This window comes from Variovorax sp. LjRoot290 (assembly GCF_964253985.1).
GTDB lineage: Bacteria > Pseudomonadota > Gammaproteobacteria > Burkholderiales > Burkholderiaceae_C > Variovorax.
On the sequence record NZ_CAXURW020000002.1, the window covers coordinates 1,426,566 to 1,441,701 of the forward strand.

General features: G+C 66.2%; 14 protein-coding genes. 11 read left to right on the top strand and 3 right to left on the bottom strand.

Going from position 1 to position 15,136, the window contains the following annotated elements:
- Positions 1-532 precede the first annotated feature (532 nt).
- Positions 533-1,441, bottom strand: a complete 909-nt coding sequence (locus tag ACSQ9A_RS35910; RefSeq protein WP_093110688.1) for a LysR substrate-binding domain-containing protein — start codon at positions 1,439-1,441, stop codon at positions 533-535.
- A 185-nt stretch (positions 1,442-1,626) separates the two neighbouring features.
- On the opposite strand from ACSQ9A_RS35910, the gene ACSQ9A_RS35915 reads away from it, so the two are divergent.
- The 9 genes from ACSQ9A_RS35915 to ACSQ9A_RS35955 are packed head-to-tail and all read left to right on the top strand — an operon-like array spanning position 1,627 to position 9,946.
- Complete coding sequence (locus ACSQ9A_RS35915) at positions 1,627-2,688, top strand: ABC transporter substrate-binding protein (protein ID WP_436307491.1); 1,062 nt, start codon at positions 1,627-1,629, stop codon at positions 2,686-2,688.
- A gap of 35 nt (positions 2,689-2,723) precedes the next feature.
- A complete protein-coding gene (locus tag ACSQ9A_RS35920) occupies positions 2,724-3,794 on the top strand; it encodes an ABC transporter ATP-binding protein (RefSeq protein ID WP_436307492.1) in 1,071 nt (356 codons plus the stop codon).
- On the top strand, positions 3,787-4,716 hold the full coding sequence (locus ACSQ9A_RS35925; protein ID WP_436307493.1) for an ABC transporter permease: 930 nt from the start codon (positions 3,787-3,789) through the stop codon (positions 4,714-4,716). The genes ACSQ9A_RS35920 and ACSQ9A_RS35925 overlap by 8 nt, the downstream gene beginning before the upstream one ends.
- Before the next feature lie 13 nt (positions 4,717-4,729).
- Entirely contained in the window at positions 4,730-5,524 is a 795-nt protein-coding gene (locus ACSQ9A_RS35930) for an ABC transporter permease (protein ID WP_436307494.1), read from the top strand.
- Between the two features lie 45 nt (positions 5,525-5,569).
- Positions 5,570-6,706, top strand: coding sequence for an NAD(P)/FAD-dependent oxidoreductase (locus ACSQ9A_RS35935; RefSeq protein WP_436307495.1), 1,137 nt, complete (start codon positions 5,570-5,572; stop codon positions 6,704-6,706).
- Entirely contained in the window at positions 6,696-7,061 is a 366-nt protein-coding gene (locus ACSQ9A_RS35940; RefSeq protein WP_093110676.1) for a (2Fe-2S)-binding protein, read from the top strand. Before ACSQ9A_RS35935 ends, ACSQ9A_RS35940 begins: the two co-directional genes overlap by 11 nt.
- A complete protein-coding gene (locus tag ACSQ9A_RS35945) occupies positions 7,051-8,442 on the top strand; it encodes an FAD-dependent oxidoreductase (RefSeq protein WP_436307496.1) in 1,392 nt (463 codons plus the stop codon). The genes ACSQ9A_RS35940 and ACSQ9A_RS35945 overlap by 11 nt, the downstream gene beginning before the upstream one ends.
- Positions 8,439-9,596 carry an NAD(P)/FAD-dependent oxidoreductase gene (locus ACSQ9A_RS35950; protein ID WP_436307497.1) on the top strand — a complete coding sequence of 386 codons (1,158 nt, stop codon included), beginning with the start codon at positions 8,439-8,441 and terminating at the stop codon, positions 9,594-9,596. The genes ACSQ9A_RS35945 and ACSQ9A_RS35950 overlap by 4 nt, the downstream gene beginning before the upstream one ends.
- Positions 9,593-9,946 carry a RidA family protein gene (locus ACSQ9A_RS35955; RefSeq protein ID WP_436307498.1) on the top strand — a complete coding sequence of 118 codons (354 nt, stop codon included), beginning with the start codon at positions 9,593-9,595 and terminating at the stop codon, positions 9,944-9,946. The genes ACSQ9A_RS35950 and ACSQ9A_RS35955 overlap by 4 nt, the downstream gene beginning before the upstream one ends.
- A 280-nt stretch (positions 9,947-10,226) precedes the next feature.
- Here ACSQ9A_RS35955 and ACSQ9A_RS35960 read toward each other — a convergent pair whose 3' ends face one another.
- A complete protein-coding gene (locus tag ACSQ9A_RS35960; RefSeq protein ID WP_436307499.1) occupies positions 10,227-11,036 on the bottom strand; it encodes a hypothetical protein in 810 nt (269 codons plus the stop codon).
- Positions 11,037-11,396: 360 nt separating this feature from the next.
- Here ACSQ9A_RS35960 and ACSQ9A_RS35965 point away from each other — a divergent pair, with 360 nt between their 5' ends.
- Together ACSQ9A_RS35965 and glnA are read left to right on the top strand one after the other, a co-directional pair.
- Positions 11,397-11,666, top strand: a complete 270-nt coding sequence (locus ACSQ9A_RS35965) for a hypothetical protein (RefSeq protein WP_436307500.1) — start codon at positions 11,397-11,399, stop codon at positions 11,664-11,666.
- A 215-nt stretch (positions 11,667-11,881) separates the two neighbouring features.
- Complete coding sequence (gene glnA, locus ACSQ9A_RS35970) at positions 11,882-13,375, top strand: type I glutamate--ammonia ligase (RefSeq protein WP_436307501.1); 1,494 nt, start codon at positions 11,882-11,884, stop codon at positions 13,373-13,375.
- 870 nt (positions 13,376-14,245) lie between these two features.
- Here glnA and ACSQ9A_RS35975 read toward each other — a convergent pair.
- Entirely contained in the window at positions 14,246-15,127 is an 882-nt protein-coding gene (locus ACSQ9A_RS35975; RefSeq protein WP_436307502.1) for a LysR family transcriptional regulator, read from the bottom strand.
- Positions 15,128-15,136: the final 9 nt, after the last annotated feature.

Genomic DNA, 15,136 nt, shown 5'->3' on the forward strand with positions numbered 1-15,136 from the left:
CCCGGGCGACATTGCCCGAGGTCTCGCCGCAGCGCAGGCTGTCTTCGCGAAGGTGGGAGTCACCTCGATGCAAGCCGCCGAAGCATTGCTCAAGCGCGATGGCTTGGCTACGTTGGGCTTCCCGGACGGAGGCGAACCTCCGCGGACGAATTCGCTGCGGCCGATGCCTTCGACGTGGCGAAGAAGCTGCGATCCTGGCGCGCTGCGCTGACTGGGCTGATGTGCCCGAGGAAGCACATCTGCGCGTGACGCCCGACGCCTTGTGGTGATCTCGCGAGGCGACGGCCGCCCGACGGAAGTTGGACGTCACCGGCTTCGCCGGTCGGGCTGTTCCAGGTTCGCGCTGTGGCGCTCATCCCTTCGGGACGGTCCGTGGCCGCCTTGCGCATCCCTGACGCGGAGGCGGGAAAGAAGGCAGTCGGGGTGTCAGTGATCCGCGAAACCAGATGTCGGAATCGCAATCGTGAGGACAGCAAGGCCGACCCATAAGGCATGCAGCGCTGACGCAAAGTCAGCGGCGGTGCCTGCTGAACTAGGTGCTCACGAACTTCGGATCCAACTCTTGCACCGCAAACCTCCGGACATGATCGACGAAGGCGCTCACCAACATCGATGAGGTGCGCCGCGCCGGCGTCAGCACGGAGAATTCCGTGACCATGACTGGCTCGAACGGCAGGAAGGTCAGGCCCCTGCCGCGGTGCTCCAGCGCGGTGATCGGGTCGACCAGCGACACGCCGAGGCCGGCAGCCACCATGGCGCAAATGCCGGCCGACACCTGCGTCTCTACCTGTAGCTCGCGCTCGATGCCGTAGGACGCGAAGAGCGCGTCGATGTGCAGCCGCGATTCGATCGCATGCGGATGCGAGACGAAGTGCTCGCCGGCCAGGTCTGCGGGGCGGATCACCTTTTTCCTCGCGAGCCGGTGATCGCTCCGCATCACGCAGACCATCCGGGTCGCGATCAGCTGCTCGCCGTGCGTGCTGGAGTGGCTCATCGGCAGGACGACGAAGCCGACGTCGCAGCGCTCGCCCACCACCAAGTCGACCACGGTCCGTGACGAATGGTTGGCGAGCGATATGCGGATGTCGCTGTGCTCGCGCAGGAACGTCGCGATGGCGCGCGGCAGGAACGACAGCGCCAGCGCCGGGGCTGCAGCGATGCGCAGCGCGCCACGCTGCAGCGAACGTATCTCGTCGGCGGTTCGCGCGATGCGTTCCATGCCGAGCAAAGACCGCTCGACCTCCTCGTTCAGCGCCTCGGCTTCCGCCGTGGGTTGCAGGCGCCCTCGCACGCGCAGGAAGAGCGCGAACCCGACGCTTTCCTCCAGGTCCGCAATGAGCCGCGTGACGGCCGGCTGCGACACGTGCAGCGACTCGGCCGCACGTGTCACGGTTTGCCACTGCATCACGGCGCGAAAGGCTTCCAACTGACGAATCTTCATATGAGCAACTCCATACGCCAATGTTATGGGTATCCGAAAAAAAACGATTGTTCAGTTGGAGATCGAATGACTAATCTCCGAGCTGCGAGTGAAACCAACCGCAGATTCCATCCTGGTGCGCCATAAGCAAAACGCATCATGATGGGGAAAACCCCGACTTCTTGGTGCGCAACAAAGGAAATCCCATGATGCTTCGTCCCGTTTCCGCGGCCGTGAATGTGGCCGTCTCCGCAGCGCTGGCACTCGGCGCCCTGACCGCAGCGACCAGCGCGTCGGCCGATCCCACCACGCTGTATGTCGGCTCCTACGGCGGGTCGACCGAGAAGGCCTTCAAGGAGAGGCTGATCCCCGCGTTCGAAGCCAAGAACAACGCCAAGATCGTCTACGTGCCGGGCAACTCGACCGACACGCTGGCCAAGCTGCAGGCGCAAAAGGGCAAGCAGGAACTCAACGTCGTGCTGCTCGACGACGGCCCGATGTACCAGGCGGTGCAATTCGGCTTCTGCGACAAGCTGGGCAACCCGGCGGTGCTGAAGGACCTGTACCCGGTCGCGCGCATGACCGACAGCGCGGTTGGCATCGGCATCGTCGCCACCGGCATCGCCTACAACACCGAAGCCTTCAAGAAGGCGAACCTGCCCGCGCCGGATTCATGGGAAGTGCTGACCGACAAGCGCTTCAAGCAGAAGGTCGCGATCCCGCCGATCAGCAACACGTACGGCCTGCAGACGCTGCTGACCTTCGCCAAGCTGCGCAAGGGCGGCGACAAGAACATCGACCCCGGCTTCACCGCGATGACGCGCGAAGTCGGACCCAACGTGCTGGCGTGGGAGCCGTCGCCGGGCAAGATGACCGAGCTGTTCCAGAACAACGACATCATGTTGGCCGTGTGGGGCAGCGGCCGGGTGCAGGCGCTGAAGGACACGGGCTTCCCGGTGCAGTTCGTCGTTCCGAAGGAAGGCGCGCCGGCCTTGCTGACGGCCGCCTGCCCGGTGGCACAGAACAGCGCCCCGGCGCTCTCGCAGGCCTTCGTCCAGTATCTCCTGACGCCCGAGGTGCAGGCCATCCTCGCTGACACGCAGGGCTGGGGCCCGGCCAACAGCAAGGCCAAGCTCGAGCCGGCCGTCGCCGCCAAGGTGCCTTACGGCAAGGAGCAGATCGACAAGCTGCTGCCCACCGACTGGACCGTCGTCAACGAGAAGCGCGCCGAGTGGACCAACCGCTGGAACCGCACCGTCGAACGCTGAGCTTGCAACCGCGCTGCTGAACCCGGGCCCCCTTCATGACCTTCCTTCAACTCGATCAACTCGGCAAGGCTTTCGGCGACTTCCGCGCGGTGGAGAGCCTGAGCCTCGAGGTTGAGCGTGGCGAGTTCATCTCGCTGCTCGGCCCTTCGGGCTGCGGCAAGACCACCACCCTGCAGATGGTCGCGGGCTTCGTCGAGCCGACGCGCGGGCGCATCCGCCTCGACGGCGCCGACATCACGGGCATGCGGCCGGAGAGGCGCGGCATGGGCGTGGTGTTCCAGAGCTACGCGCTCTTCCCGCACATGACCGTGGCCGAGAACATCGGCTTCGGCCTTGAGATGCGCGGCATCCCGCGCGCGGAAAAGCTCAAACGCGTCGACGAGACGCTCGAGCTCGTGCGGCTGCCGGGCCTCGGCAAGCGTTACCCGAAGGAACTCTCTGGCGGGCAGCGGCAGCGGGTCGCCATCGCGCGTGCGCTGGCGGTGCGACCCGCGGTGCTGCTGCTGGACGAACCCATGTCGAACCTCGACGCGAAGCTTCGCGAGGACATGCACGTCGAGTTGCGCAGCATCCAGCGCCATCTCGGCATCACCACGATCCTGGTCACGCACGACCAGGTCGAGGCCATGACGATGAGCGATCGCATCGCCGTCATGCATGGCGGACGCATCGTGCAGCTCGCTACGCCGTACGAGGCGTACGAGCGGCCCGAATCGGCGTTCGCATCGTCCTTCCTTGGCAAGACGAATGTGCTCAAGGGCGTGGTCGAAGCGCGCAATGCGCGCTGCTGCGAGGTGCGCGTCGGCGATTCGCTGCTGCACGTGCCGCACCAGGAGAAGCCGCTCGCGCGCGAGGTCAACGTCTACGTGCGGCCCGAGAAGGTGCGGCTCGCGCCGGCCTCGGCCGCGCACGGCATCCCGGCCACGATCCGCACGCGCCTGTTCCTCGGCAACCACTGGCTGGTCGAGGTCGACAGCGCGCTCGGGCCCATGCGCGTGAGTCACCCCAACATCGGCTCGGTGCCGCCGGCCGAAGGCGAGGCGGTCGCCGTGCATTGGCTGGACGACGACCTGCGCCTGCTCGACACGGAGGTCGCGCATGGCTGAGGCCGCCACCGCTCTCGTGACTGGCGCGCCGGCCCGGGCCGCGTCGCCGTCGAAGTCGGTCGAGCCGCGCGCCGGCTCCGCGCCCTGGCTCCTGAGCGCACCCGCGCTGCTGCTGTTCCTCGGGCTGCTGGTGATTCCGCTTGCGCTCACCGCGGTGCTGTCGTTGCACTCGTTCGACGGCACGCGCGGTGTGCTGCCGGACTTCACCGCGCGCAACTACCTCGAGGTCTTCTCGGACCCGTACTACTACGAGATCTTCCTGCGCACGGCCGGCCTGGCGCTGGCGGTCACGCTGCTGTCGGTGCTGTTCGGCGTGCCGGAAACGATCATCCTGTCGCGCATGAAGGCGCCGTGGCGGGGCATCTTCCTGGTCGTCATCCTCGGCCCGCTGCTGGTATCGGTCGTGGTTCGCACGCTGGGCTGGGCCATCCTCATGGGCAACAACGGGCTCATCAACGCGGGCCTGCAGGCGCTCGGCCTGACGGACGAACCGGTGCGGCTGCTGTTCACGATGACGGGGGTGGTCATCGCGCTCACGCATGTGCTGATGCCGTTCATGGTGATCTCGGTATGGGCCTCGCTGCAGAAGCTCGATCCGCAGGTCGAGAATGCGGGGCTCTCCTTCGGTGCTGCGCCTTTCACGGTGTTCCGGCGCATCATCCTGCCGCAAATCGTGCCGGGCATCCTGTCGGGCGCGATCATCGTGTTCGCGCTCGCGGCGTCGGCCTTCGCGACGCCGGCCATCCTCGGCGGGCGCCGGCTCAAGGTGGTCGCCACCGCCGCGTACGACGAGTTCCTCAGCACCCTGAACTGGCCGCTGGGCGCGTCGATCGCGATCCTGCTGCTGATCGCCAACGTCATCGTCATCGCCGGCTTCAACCGCTGGCTCGAGCGGCGCTACGCGCAGGTCTTCGAAGGCTGAGAAGGAGCACGACATGCGCAAGAACGGACTGCTCTCTCTCGTCTATCACACGATCTTCATCGCCTTCATCCTGGCGCCGCTGGTGGTGGTGGTGCTCGTCTCGTTCACCGGCAAGGGCTACATCTCGCTGCCGACCGACGGCTTCTCGCTGCGCTGGTTCCGCGCCATCGGCGGTGCCACCGAACTGGTCAACGCGTTCTGGCTGTCGCTCTGGCTCGGCCTCGCGAGCGCGACCGTCGCCGTGGTGCTGGCGGTGCCGGCGGCGCTCGCGCTCGTGCGATACCGTTTTGCCGGGCGCGGCGCGATCGCGGCCTTCTTCATGTCGCCGCTGATGATCCCGCACGTCGTGCTGGGCGTGGCCTTCCTGCGCTTCTTCACCACCATCGGCGTGTCGGGCTCGTTCGTGTGGCTCTCGCTGACACACGTCGTCGTGGTGATGCCGTACGCGCTGCGGCTGGTGCTGGCCTCGGCCACGGGCCTCGATCGCGATGCCGAGAAGGCGGGGCTCTCGCTCGGCGCGAGCCGCATGACCGCGTTTCGTCGCATCGTGCTGCCGCTGATCCTCCCTGGCGTGGTTGGCGGCTGGATGCTCGCCTTCATCCAGAGCTTCGACGAACTCACCATGACGGTCTTCGTCGCCACGCCCGGCACCACGACGCTGCCGGTCGCCATGTACAACCAGATCGCCCAGACCATCGACCCGCTGGTTGCATCGGTGTCGACCGTGCTCATCGCCGGCACGGTGGTGCTGATGGTGCTGCTCGACCGGCTCGTCGGCCTCGACCGCGTGCTGATCGGCAAGGGCTGAGCGCGGTTTGCCCGCATCCGGGCGCTTCCTTTTTTTCTGCACTCCATGAACACAAGTGATTTGATCGTCGTCGGCGGCGGCCTGGTCGGCACCGCGCTGGCCTACGGCGCGGCACGCAACGGCATTCGCGTCACCGTCCTCGACGAGGGCGACGATGCGTTCCGCGCGTCGCGCGGCAACTTCGGACTCGTATGGGTCCAGGGCAAGGGCTTCGGCATGGCGCCGTACGCGCGCTGGACGATGACGTCCGCCGCGCAATGGCCGCAGCTCGCCCGCGCGCTGGCCGACGACGGCGGCGTCGACGTGCAGCTGCGCCAGCCCGGCGGCTTTCACTTCTGCTTTTCCGACGATGAGCTGCAAAGCCGTGAAGAGCGGCTGCGCAGCATCCGCGATGCACTCGATGGCGACTACGCCTTCGAGATGCTCGACCACGCGTCGCTCAGGACGCGGCTGCCGGGCATCGGACCTGAAGTCGCGGGCGCGAGCTACACGCCGATGGACGGTCATGCCAATCCGCTGAAGCTCTTGCGGGCGCTGCACGCGGCCTGCCGGCATCGCGGCGTGCATTTCGCGCACGGCAGCCGCGCGACGCGCATCACGCCGCGGGCGAACGGCTTCGAGCTCGAGGCGGGGGCGACCACATGGCGCGCGCCGCGCGTGGTGCTCGCGGCCGGCCTCGGCAACCGCGAGCTGGCGCCGCAGGTCGGCCTGCACGCGCCGGTGCGGCCCAACCGGGGCCAGGTGCTGGTCGGCGAGCGCGTCGCCAGGTTCCTCGACCATCCGACCACCTACGTGCGCCAGACGGACGAAGGCACGGTCCAGCTCGGCGACTCGCTGGAGGACGTCGGGCTCGACGACGGTACGACCGTCGACGTGCTCAGCACCATCGCGCGCCGCGGGGTGCGCAGTTTCCCGGCGCTGGAGAGCCTGCGCCTCGTGCGCGCATGGGGTGCGTTGCGCGTGATGACGCCCGACGGCTTCCCCATCTACCAGGCATCGACGCAATGCCCGGGCGCCTTTGTCGTGACCTGCCACAGCGGCGTGACCCTGGCTGCCAACCACGTCTTCTCGATCGCGCCATGGATCGCCGGCAGTGCCGGGCACGGCGTCCCGGTCGGCATCGAGTCCTTCGGCGGCGACCGCTTCCTCAACGGCAACGAAACCTTCCACCATGCCCATTAACGTCCGCTTTCGCCCCCTCTTTCCGATCGACGCTTCGCCGCGCGGCGAGCCCACGGTCGGCCTCTACTTCGATGGCCGCGCCATGCGGGCGCCGGTCGGCTGCAGCGTGGCGGCGGCCTTGCTTGCCAACGGCGTCTCGACCTTTCGCACCACGCCCGTGAGCGGCGCGCCGCGCGCGCCCTATTGCATGATGGGCGCGTGCTTCGATTGCCTCGTCGAGATCGACGGGCAGCCGAACCGGCAGAGCTGCCTCGTCGCGGTGACCGAGGGCATGCAGGTGAGAACGCAGGCGGGGCTGCGTTCCTTGGATTGCGGCGGGGCCGCCGTTTCCGAGGAGGCCGCGCATGTCGAGTGAGCGTTGCGATATCGCCATCGTCGGCGCCGGCCCGGCTGGCATGTCGGCTGCCATCGTCGCCGCGCGGCTCGGCGCCCATGTCGTGGTGCTCGACGAGCAACGCGCTGTGGGCGGCCAGATCTACCGCGCCATCACCGACGCGCCGGCACGCCGGGTCGACCTGCTCGGGCCGGACTACGCCGCCGGCCGCTCGCTTGCCGAGGCCTTCGCCGCGAGCGGTGCCCGGCACGTCACGAATGCAGCCGTCTGGCAGGTGACGCCCGAAGGTGCGGTGCATTACCTGCATGACGGTGCGACCGCGACACTCCAGGCCGAACGTGTCGTGCTCTGCTCCGGCGCCATGGAGCGTCCGTTCCCGATCCCGGGCTGGACGCTGCCGGGCGTGCTCACCGCAGGTGCCGCGCAGATCCTCCTGAAGAGCGCCGATGTGGTGCCGGTCGAGCCCGTCGTGCTGGCGGGCTGCGGACCGCTCCTCTACCTGCTCGGCTGCCAGTACGTGCGCGCCGGCGTGCCCATCCGCGCACTGGTCGACACGACATCGATCGAGGACTACCGCCGCGCGCTCCCGCACCTCGGCGGCGCGCTTGCCGGCTGGCGTTATCTGAAGAAGGGTCTGTCGCTCATGCGCGTGCTCAAGCGCGCCGGTGTGCCATTCCATACCGGTGCGGAGAACCTCGCTGCGCAAGGCCGGGACGGGGTCGAGGCGCTGCGCTTCACGATCGGCGGCAAGGCCCATCGCATCGAGACCTCGACGCTGCTCCTGCACCACGGCGTCGTGCCGAACACGCAGTTCACTTGGTCGCTACGGGCCAAACACAAATGGGACGATGCGCAGCTCTGCTGGCAGCCCGAGGCGGACGCCTGGGGCGCGCTGGACGTGCCCGGCATCCATGTTGCCGGCGATGGTCTTGGCATCGGCGGCGCGCTGGCAGCGGCGCTGCAGGGCGAGCTCGCGGCGCTCGGTGCGATGCATGCGCTCGGCCGAATCACGCTCGGCGAGCGCGACGGGCTCGCTGGACCGCTTCGTTCGGCGTTGCGCGACCAGCTGCGCATCCGTCCCTTTCTCGATGCCCTGTACCGGCCCAAGAAGGCCAATCGCATTCCGGCCGACGACGTGATCGTGTGCCGCTGCGAGGAAGTCGCCGCCGGCGACATCCGGCATTTCGTGGAGCTCGGCTGCCATGGACCGAACCAGGCGAAGGCCTTCGGGCGTTGCGGCATGGGCCCGTGCCAGGGGCGCCAATGCGGCCTGACCGTGACCGAGCTGATCGCGGAGGCGCGCGGGGTGACCCCGGCGGAAGTGGGCTACTACCGAATCCGACCGCCCATCAAGCCGATCTCGCTGGGCGAACTCGCCGGCGCGGATCGAAGCGTGGCATGAAGCGATCGGCGGACGCGATCGTCGTCGGCGGCGGCCTGCACGGCCTGTCGAGCGCGCTGCACCTCGCGCGGCGCGGACTCGAGGTCATCGTGCTGGAGGCCGAATTCTGCGGCCGCCATGCGTCCGGCGTGAACGCGGGCGGCGTGCGCACGCTGGGCCGCCACGTCGCCGAGATCCCGCTTGCGCTGGCGTCGCGCACGCTGTGGCACCACCTGGCAGAGCTCGTCGGCGACGACGCGGGTTTCGCGCCCAGCGGCCAGTTGAAGATTGCCGAAACCGACGATGAGCTGCAGATGCTGCGCGACACCGTCGCGCATCTCCAGTCGCTCGGCTTCGATCATGAAGAACTCGTCGACGCGCAGCAGGTCCGCGAACTCGTGCCCGCCATTGCGCCGCACGTCGTCGGAGGCATCTGGGTTCGCGACGACGGCCATGCACTGCCGTACCGCGCCGTCACCGCATTCCGCCTCGCAGCCCAGCGCGCCAGGGCCGAAGTGCACGAAGTGACGCGCGTCGAACGCATCGACCATCGTGCCGGTCGCTGGCACGTGGCGACCACGCGTGGCAGCTTCGACGCCACCCATCTGGTCAACACCGCGGGCGCCTGGGCCGGCGCGCTCGCCGCGCAGGCCGGCGATGCGGTGCCGCTCGAAGCCGGCGGGCTGATGCTCATGATCACCCATCGCGCGCCGCCCTTCGTCACGCCGGTGCTCGGCGCGACCGGCCGGCCGCTGTCCTTCAAGCAATTCGCGAACGGCACGGTGCTGATCGGCGGCGGCCTGCGCTGCACCGCCGATCTCGATGCGCGCCACGGCATCGTCGACATGCCCAAGCTGGCGAGCAGCGCGCGCACGGTGACCGCCCTGTTCCCGCACCTGAAGCCGCTTGGCGTCAACCGCGCCTGGGCCGGCGTCGAGGCCTTCATGCCCGACGGCATCCCCGTGATCGGCCCGAGCCGCGCGGCACCGAACCTCGTCCATGCCTTCGGCTTCTCCGCACACGGCTTCGAGCTCGGGCCGATCGGCGGGCAGATCGTCGCCGAGCTCGTGACGGAAGGCCGCAGCACGCTGCCCATCGAACCCTTCGCCGTCGACCGCTTCGCGCGTCGAGCGGCTGCATCGTTTCAACCACTCCAAGAAGGAAGTTCATCATGAGCGACATCCAGCGCTACGACTCCAACGCACGCCTTTCCCGCATCGTCGTGCACAACTCGGTGGTCTACGTCGCCGGGGTCACCGCGACCGATCGCAGCGGCGACGCACAGGCGCAGACCGCCGACATCCTCGCCAAGATCGACGGCTACCTCGCGAGCGTCGGCACGAACAAGTCGCGCCTGCTGTCGGTCCAAATCTGGCTGCAGGACATCGAGCGCGATTTCACCGGCCTGAACGCGGCCTGGGCGGCATGGATACCTGACGATGCGATGCCCACCCGTGCGACCTGCGAGGCCAGGCTCGCGGCGCCGGACCTGCGGGTCGAGATCATTGTGACCGCCGCGTTGTAGCCGGCTTTGGACGCGTTCGGCGTGAACGTGACGGGTGAGGGCGGAATCGCGCCATGCGCTGATGCTTGGTGCCGGTGGTGTGGCCCTCGGCACGCGCTTCTATGCCTCCGAGCGTTCGACCCTTGTTGTGTGCGCCGTAAGCGGTAAGCCGACGGCGGCGTTGCGGAGGCGAAGGATGTGTGATGGGTACGAGCGTAAGAGGCGATCGCTACGCTGGGACCGTCGCGGGCGTGTCGGTCGGGCGACTGAGAGGGACGCTCTTTCGGTGAGCTCAGCGGTTTCACTCCGTTGTTCTCGGCGCTGTCTCCGCAATGCACTCAACCAAGTTCAGCGCCGCCAGCATCATCATCTTTTCCGCCTCGGTTTCGATGCCGAGATGGCCATGCTCCCCGAACTTGCCGAAGACGTATGCGAGTAACTGCTGCTCGGGATGGTCCGCGATGGCGTCCGAAGTGGCTTGCGCTTGCTGCTGCGGCGTCAGGCCCTCGATGAAGCGCACGCGTGCGGAGATGCGCTTCAGGCAACGTTCCTGGACGACTTCGGAGATGACCGGCCAGACTCTGCCGCTGGTCTTCATCGCCTCATAGAAGACGAGTAGCAGGTTCAGAACCACCTCGATTTGCTCAAGGGTGGCGCCATAGCGCTGAAGGACGAGCACCGAGAAGAACAGGTTGGGCTGTCGGGCGTGGACTTCGTCGGCAAGTTGCTCGCGTTCCTTGAAGGTCATGCGCTCGACGCTGAGCACGGCGTCGACGAGAAGCCGACTTGAGATCGATGTCATGGGGCGATTGTCCAACGCCGCCTCTCGGTTACGCAGTGGCTTCTTGCCTATGCGATGGCTTCGTGCAAGTTCGAGCGAAGCGGCTTGTGATTCTCCGGCCAAGAGGCGGGCCCGCAACCATGAGGTTCCCATTTCCACATCGTCACCAAACTCAAGGCGCTCGATACGCTGAACGGATGCTTGATTGAGCCCGAGACGTGTTCGGGAATCGAAACGGCGCATGAGTTTGTATGCGCCTCTCGCCCTTACGGCGTCGAGCCAGTGGATGTCATCCGCGTAGTGGGCAAGTTCAGCGATGCGCCAGTCCACCTTCGTCAGAATTAAAGCCGAACTCTGAACGCGCGCCTCGTAAGTCGTTGAAACTATTAGGAATGGGCAGGGGGAGGTGGAGGTGGAGGTGGAGGGTAGGTCGATTTAACCAAGAAACCCTGACAGATTTCGTGGTCTGACCGCCAATGCCGCTCCCGCCAGCCGAGTCACTTGGCTTGGGGGAACCTGACCGAGAAAACAGGCGCTCGCGCTATTGCCAGTACGGCTAGCCACAACTGTCGGAACTTCACCGCCCAGCGGGCCGTCAAACTCATTTTGACGTGCGCCTTCTGGTCGCGCGCAAGCGCATTGGGATGCACGAAGGCGCCCGGCTCTGTCGGTTGCAAGGAGAGCGCACGCATGGAAAAGATGCTTCACCTGCTCGAGACTTTTACCGCCCGAGGAAGCGATGGCCAGACCTACCGTGTCCAGGCCTATGAACACCTCGCCCGTCTCGACGCGGTTCCCGACACGCAAGGGCTATGGGAGCCGACGGGGCTCACCGAATACAAGCTGGCGGATGGTCGGCATGTCGGCGTTGACAAGGATGGCGTGATGACGTTGGCCGGCACGGGGATGAGGCTGAATCGCGACCCTTCCCCCGCAGGACCGAGAGTTACGCCCGCGTGAGCGGGAGTTGTGGTGGATTCCTCGGGCGCTACACGGCCGTCTTGTTCGAACGCCTCGAGGCCGGAGCCGATGACAGGGCTTCTGTTCAGTCTGTTTGTGACGGCGTCGAAAGGCGCCTTGCGACCGGGGCTGTGTGCAGACGCGTTGATCGACCAAATTGAGGCAACGCGACTGAGCACGCCGACGCTGGGTAACCCCAACCCGAGGAGAGGACCATGCCTACCGAGAAAAGGCGCCCGATCGCCCAGTTCGAGCCCGGCTCCTACCGGGTGAATCCGCCAAAGAATGCGAAGGAGGTGATTGCCCTCGTGCGGGAGCACGGAATCCAGATCGTCGACCTCAAGTTCACCGATCTGCCTGGACTGTGGCAGCACTTCTCGATCGGGCTGCCGGAACTCAACGACGAGTTGTTCGATGACGGCATCGGGTTCGACGGCTCCTCGATCCGCGGTTTCCAGCAGATCCACGAGTCGGACATGCTTCTGCAGCCGGACCCGACCACCGTATTCATCGATCCGATGTGCGAGACCCCGACACTTTCGATGATCTGCAACGTGATCGACCCGGTCCTCAAGGGGCCCTACTCGCGCGATCCGCGATTCGTGGCCCGCAAGGCCGAGCGCCATCTGAAAGCCACCGGGGTCGCGCAGACCTGCTACTTCGGCCCAGAGCTCGAGTTTTTCATCTTCGACTCGATCCGGTTCGAGCAGAACACGCATTGCGGCTACTACTACGTCGATTCGGTCGAGGGCGCCTGGAACTCGGGCCGGGACGAAGGCGCGTTCGGAGGCGGGAACCTCGGTTACAAGCCGCGCTACAAGGAAGGCTATTTCCCGGTGCCCCCGCACGACACCCTTCAGGACATCCGCTCGGAGATCGTGCTCGGACTGATGAACGCGGGTGTGCAGGTCGAGATCCACCACCATGAGGTGTCGACCGCGGGCCAGAATGAGATCGACATGAAGTTCGCGCCGCTCGTGCGGATGGCCGACAACGTGATGGTCTACAAATACTTCGTCAAGAACATCGCGCGCCGGCACGGCAAGGTTGCCACGTTCATGCCGAAGCCGCTCTTCGCTGACAACGCGAGCGGCATGCACTGCCACCAGAGCCTGTGGAACGACAAGCGCAATCTTTTCTACGACGCCAAGGGTTGGGCTCTGACCTCCGAGCTGTGCCGCTGGTACATCGGCGGGCTGCTCAAGCATGCGCACGCGCTGATGGCGTTCTGTGCGCCGACCACCAACTCCTACCGCCGGCTCGTACCGGGCTACGAGGCGCCGGTGAACCTGGTAATGTCGCAGCGAAATCGCTCGGCCGCGGCGCGTATTCCGATGTATTCGGACTCGCCGAACGCGAGGCGCGTCGAGTTCCGTTGTCCGGACCCGACTGCGAATGCCTACCTCGCGTTCGCAGCAATGCTGATGGCCGGCCTCGACGGGATCGCCAACAAGACCGACCCGGGCCCGCCGCTCGACAAGAACATCTACGAGCTACCCCCTGAAGAGGCAAAGAACATCGCGAAGGTCCCTGGATCGCTCGAGGAGTCACTGCGCGCGCTGGAGAAGGATCACGACTTCTTGATGCGCGGAGACGTGTTCACCACGGACCTGATCGAAACCTGGCTCGAATACAAGTGGAAGCACGAGGTCGATCCCGTGAGGTTGCGCCCGCACCCGTGGGAGTTCTATCTCTACTTCGATGCCTGAGACCCAGCGTGAAAAATTGGCAAGGAGACAAAAAACGTCCTATCTGAGCTGGTGGCAATTGGTGAGTCCGTCCCGTCGACTGCGACGCCTCGAGTGAGCAGGACTCGTCTTGCTTCTTTGTAATTCACGTGCACGACAGCGCTTTGACAAAGCGACGGAAAGTCCGGCTCTACCGACGGCGAGAGGCTCCTGACAACGTCTTGCTGATTTCGTAGATGCATCAGCGTGCCATCGACCGAATCGACAAACTTCACCGGAACATTCTTCAGGCTCCAGAACTCGCAGAAACCCTCCCGGTCCGTCCTCAAGCATCGTGAACATCCAGCCGCCGCTTCGGAACTTCTCGCCCTGCGCTACACGTTGCTCGAAGAACCGCAGAAGCAAGGAGATGTCTTCAGCTGGCACGGCGCTATTCGAGACGCAAATCTGAAACTCAGGATGGTTGTAGCGCTTGCAGTCGGACGTTGCGTGGACCGACGAAGTCCTCGACTGCTCGGAGGGCGGTTTCCGGCCGAATGCCGAGAAGACGGAGCGCAGAGACATGTTCTTCTAAGATTTAGTGGTCAATCGTGGCCGAACGTCGGCTATCGGGCAAGTTGGGCTTGGTCAGCGAATGTCGTGTTTTGGCTGCGGATTCAACCGGTCGATGCGGCCGGGTCACCAACTCTGGCGGCGCAGCACCTGGAGCAGTACGCGCCGCGGCGCAGCGCCGGCAACTGTTCGTGGTGGTCGTGAGCGACGGCCGGTGGCGCGCGCACCGTGACGCTGCGCGGTCGGCGGCTAGACGCACTCCGCGATCGCCCGGCGATGCCGTAGGCCAGCACGCAGACGCGGTCGGACATCGCGCCCGAGCGATGCCTGGAGGCGGCCTCATCGCAGAGCCTGCCTCGCAGCAGCGATGAACGGTTCGACAAAGGGGCTGTCCAGATCGTGGCGCCGGCAGACAGCCACGTCGAAGCCTTCGCTGACGCCCTTCAGCTTCCGGAAGGCGACACCCGGAGGACGGCCAACCGCAGCGCATGCCGGAACCAGGGCATACCCCTCGCCAGCGAGCACGAGAGCCAGTGCGGCGTGCACGGTCTCCACACGTTCGACCACCTGCATCGTCACCTGGTGCCGGCGAAGCAGTGCGGCCACCAGCGACGTGTCCGCGTTCTCCTTGAGCTTGGGCAGGGCGACCAGCTTCTGGCCCTGGAGCCGTTCGATGGGGACCGAAGCGAGACGCGCGAGCGGCGCGCGTGCAGGCATGGCGAGCCGCAGCGGCTGCATGCCGACGATGGTGTTGGCCACTTCCACGCGCTGCATCGGCGGCATGCACAAGCCGACGGACACCTTGTGATCGACGATCTGGGCCTCACAAGTGGCGGCACTCATCTCGACGAATTGCAGTTCGACTTCGGGTAGGGCGCGACGTAAGAGCGGGACGAGCTTGGGCAGGACGGCGTAACCCAACGAAAACATGTAGCCCACCGCCAGCAGGCCGCGTCGTCCGGAGCCGATCGCGCGCGCGGCCTCGTAGCCGTCGTAAGCCAGGGCCAGGGCTTCGCGAGCGCGCGCGAACAGGGCGCTCCCCGCGTCGGTGAGCCGCATCCCCGTCGATTCGCGCAGGAACAGCGCAGTCCCTACCTGGGCCTCCAGGTTGCGGATCTGGACGGACAACGGTGGCTGCGCCATGTGCAGCCGCTGGGCTGCCTTGCCCACGCTGCGAGCTTCCGCCACGGCCACGAAGTAACGCAGGCTCTTGAGGTCCATGCCCATACG

What these genes read in the sequence shown, in the direction of transcription:
- ACSQ9A_RS35910 (WP_093110688.1), bottom strand. Translation starts at nt 1,441, where the DNA reads ATGAAGATTCGTCAGTTGGAAGCCTTTCGCGCCGTGATGCAGTGGCAA.
- ACSQ9A_RS35915 (WP_436307491.1), top strand. Translation starts at nt 1,627, where the DNA reads ATGATGCTTCGTCCCGTTTCCGCGGCCGTGAATGTGGCCGTCTCCGCA.
- ACSQ9A_RS35920 (WP_436307492.1), top strand. Translation starts at nt 2,724, where the DNA reads ATGACCTTCCTTCAACTCGATCAACTCGGCAAGGCTTTCGGCGACTTC.
- ACSQ9A_RS35925 (WP_436307493.1), top strand. Translation starts at nt 3,787, where the DNA reads ATGGCTGAGGCCGCCACCGCTCTCGTGACTGGCGCGCCGGCCCGGGCC.
- ACSQ9A_RS35930 (WP_436307494.1), top strand. Translation starts at nt 4,730, where the DNA reads ATGCGCAAGAACGGACTGCTCTCTCTCGTCTATCACACGATCTTCATC.
- ACSQ9A_RS35935 (WP_436307495.1), top strand. Translation starts at nt 5,570, where the DNA reads ATGAACACAAGTGATTTGATCGTCGTCGGCGGCGGCCTGGTCGGCACC.
- ACSQ9A_RS35940 (WP_093110676.1), top strand. Translation starts at nt 6,696, where the DNA reads ATGCCCATTAACGTCCGCTTTCGCCCCCTCTTTCCGATCGACGCTTCG.
- ACSQ9A_RS35945 (WP_436307496.1), top strand. Translation starts at nt 7,051, where the DNA reads ATGTCGAGTGAGCGTTGCGATATCGCCATCGTCGGCGCCGGCCCGGCT.
- ACSQ9A_RS35950 (WP_436307497.1), top strand. Translation starts at nt 8,439, where the DNA reads ATGAAGCGATCGGCGGACGCGATCGTCGTCGGCGGCGGCCTGCACGGC.
- ACSQ9A_RS35955 (WP_436307498.1), top strand. Translation starts at nt 9,593, where the DNA reads ATGAGCGACATCCAGCGCTACGACTCCAACGCACGCCTTTCCCGCATC.
- ACSQ9A_RS35965 (WP_436307500.1), top strand. Translation starts at nt 11,397, where the DNA reads ATGGAAAAGATGCTTCACCTGCTCGAGACTTTTACCGCCCGAGGAAGC.
- glnA (WP_436307501.1), top strand. Translation starts at nt 11,882, where the DNA reads ATGCCTACCGAGAAAAGGCGCCCGATCGCCCAGTTCGAGCCCGGCTCC.
- ACSQ9A_RS35975 (WP_436307502.1), bottom strand. Translation starts at nt 15,127, where the DNA reads ATGGACCTCAAGAGCCTGCGTTACTTCGTGGCCGTGGCGGAAGCTCGC.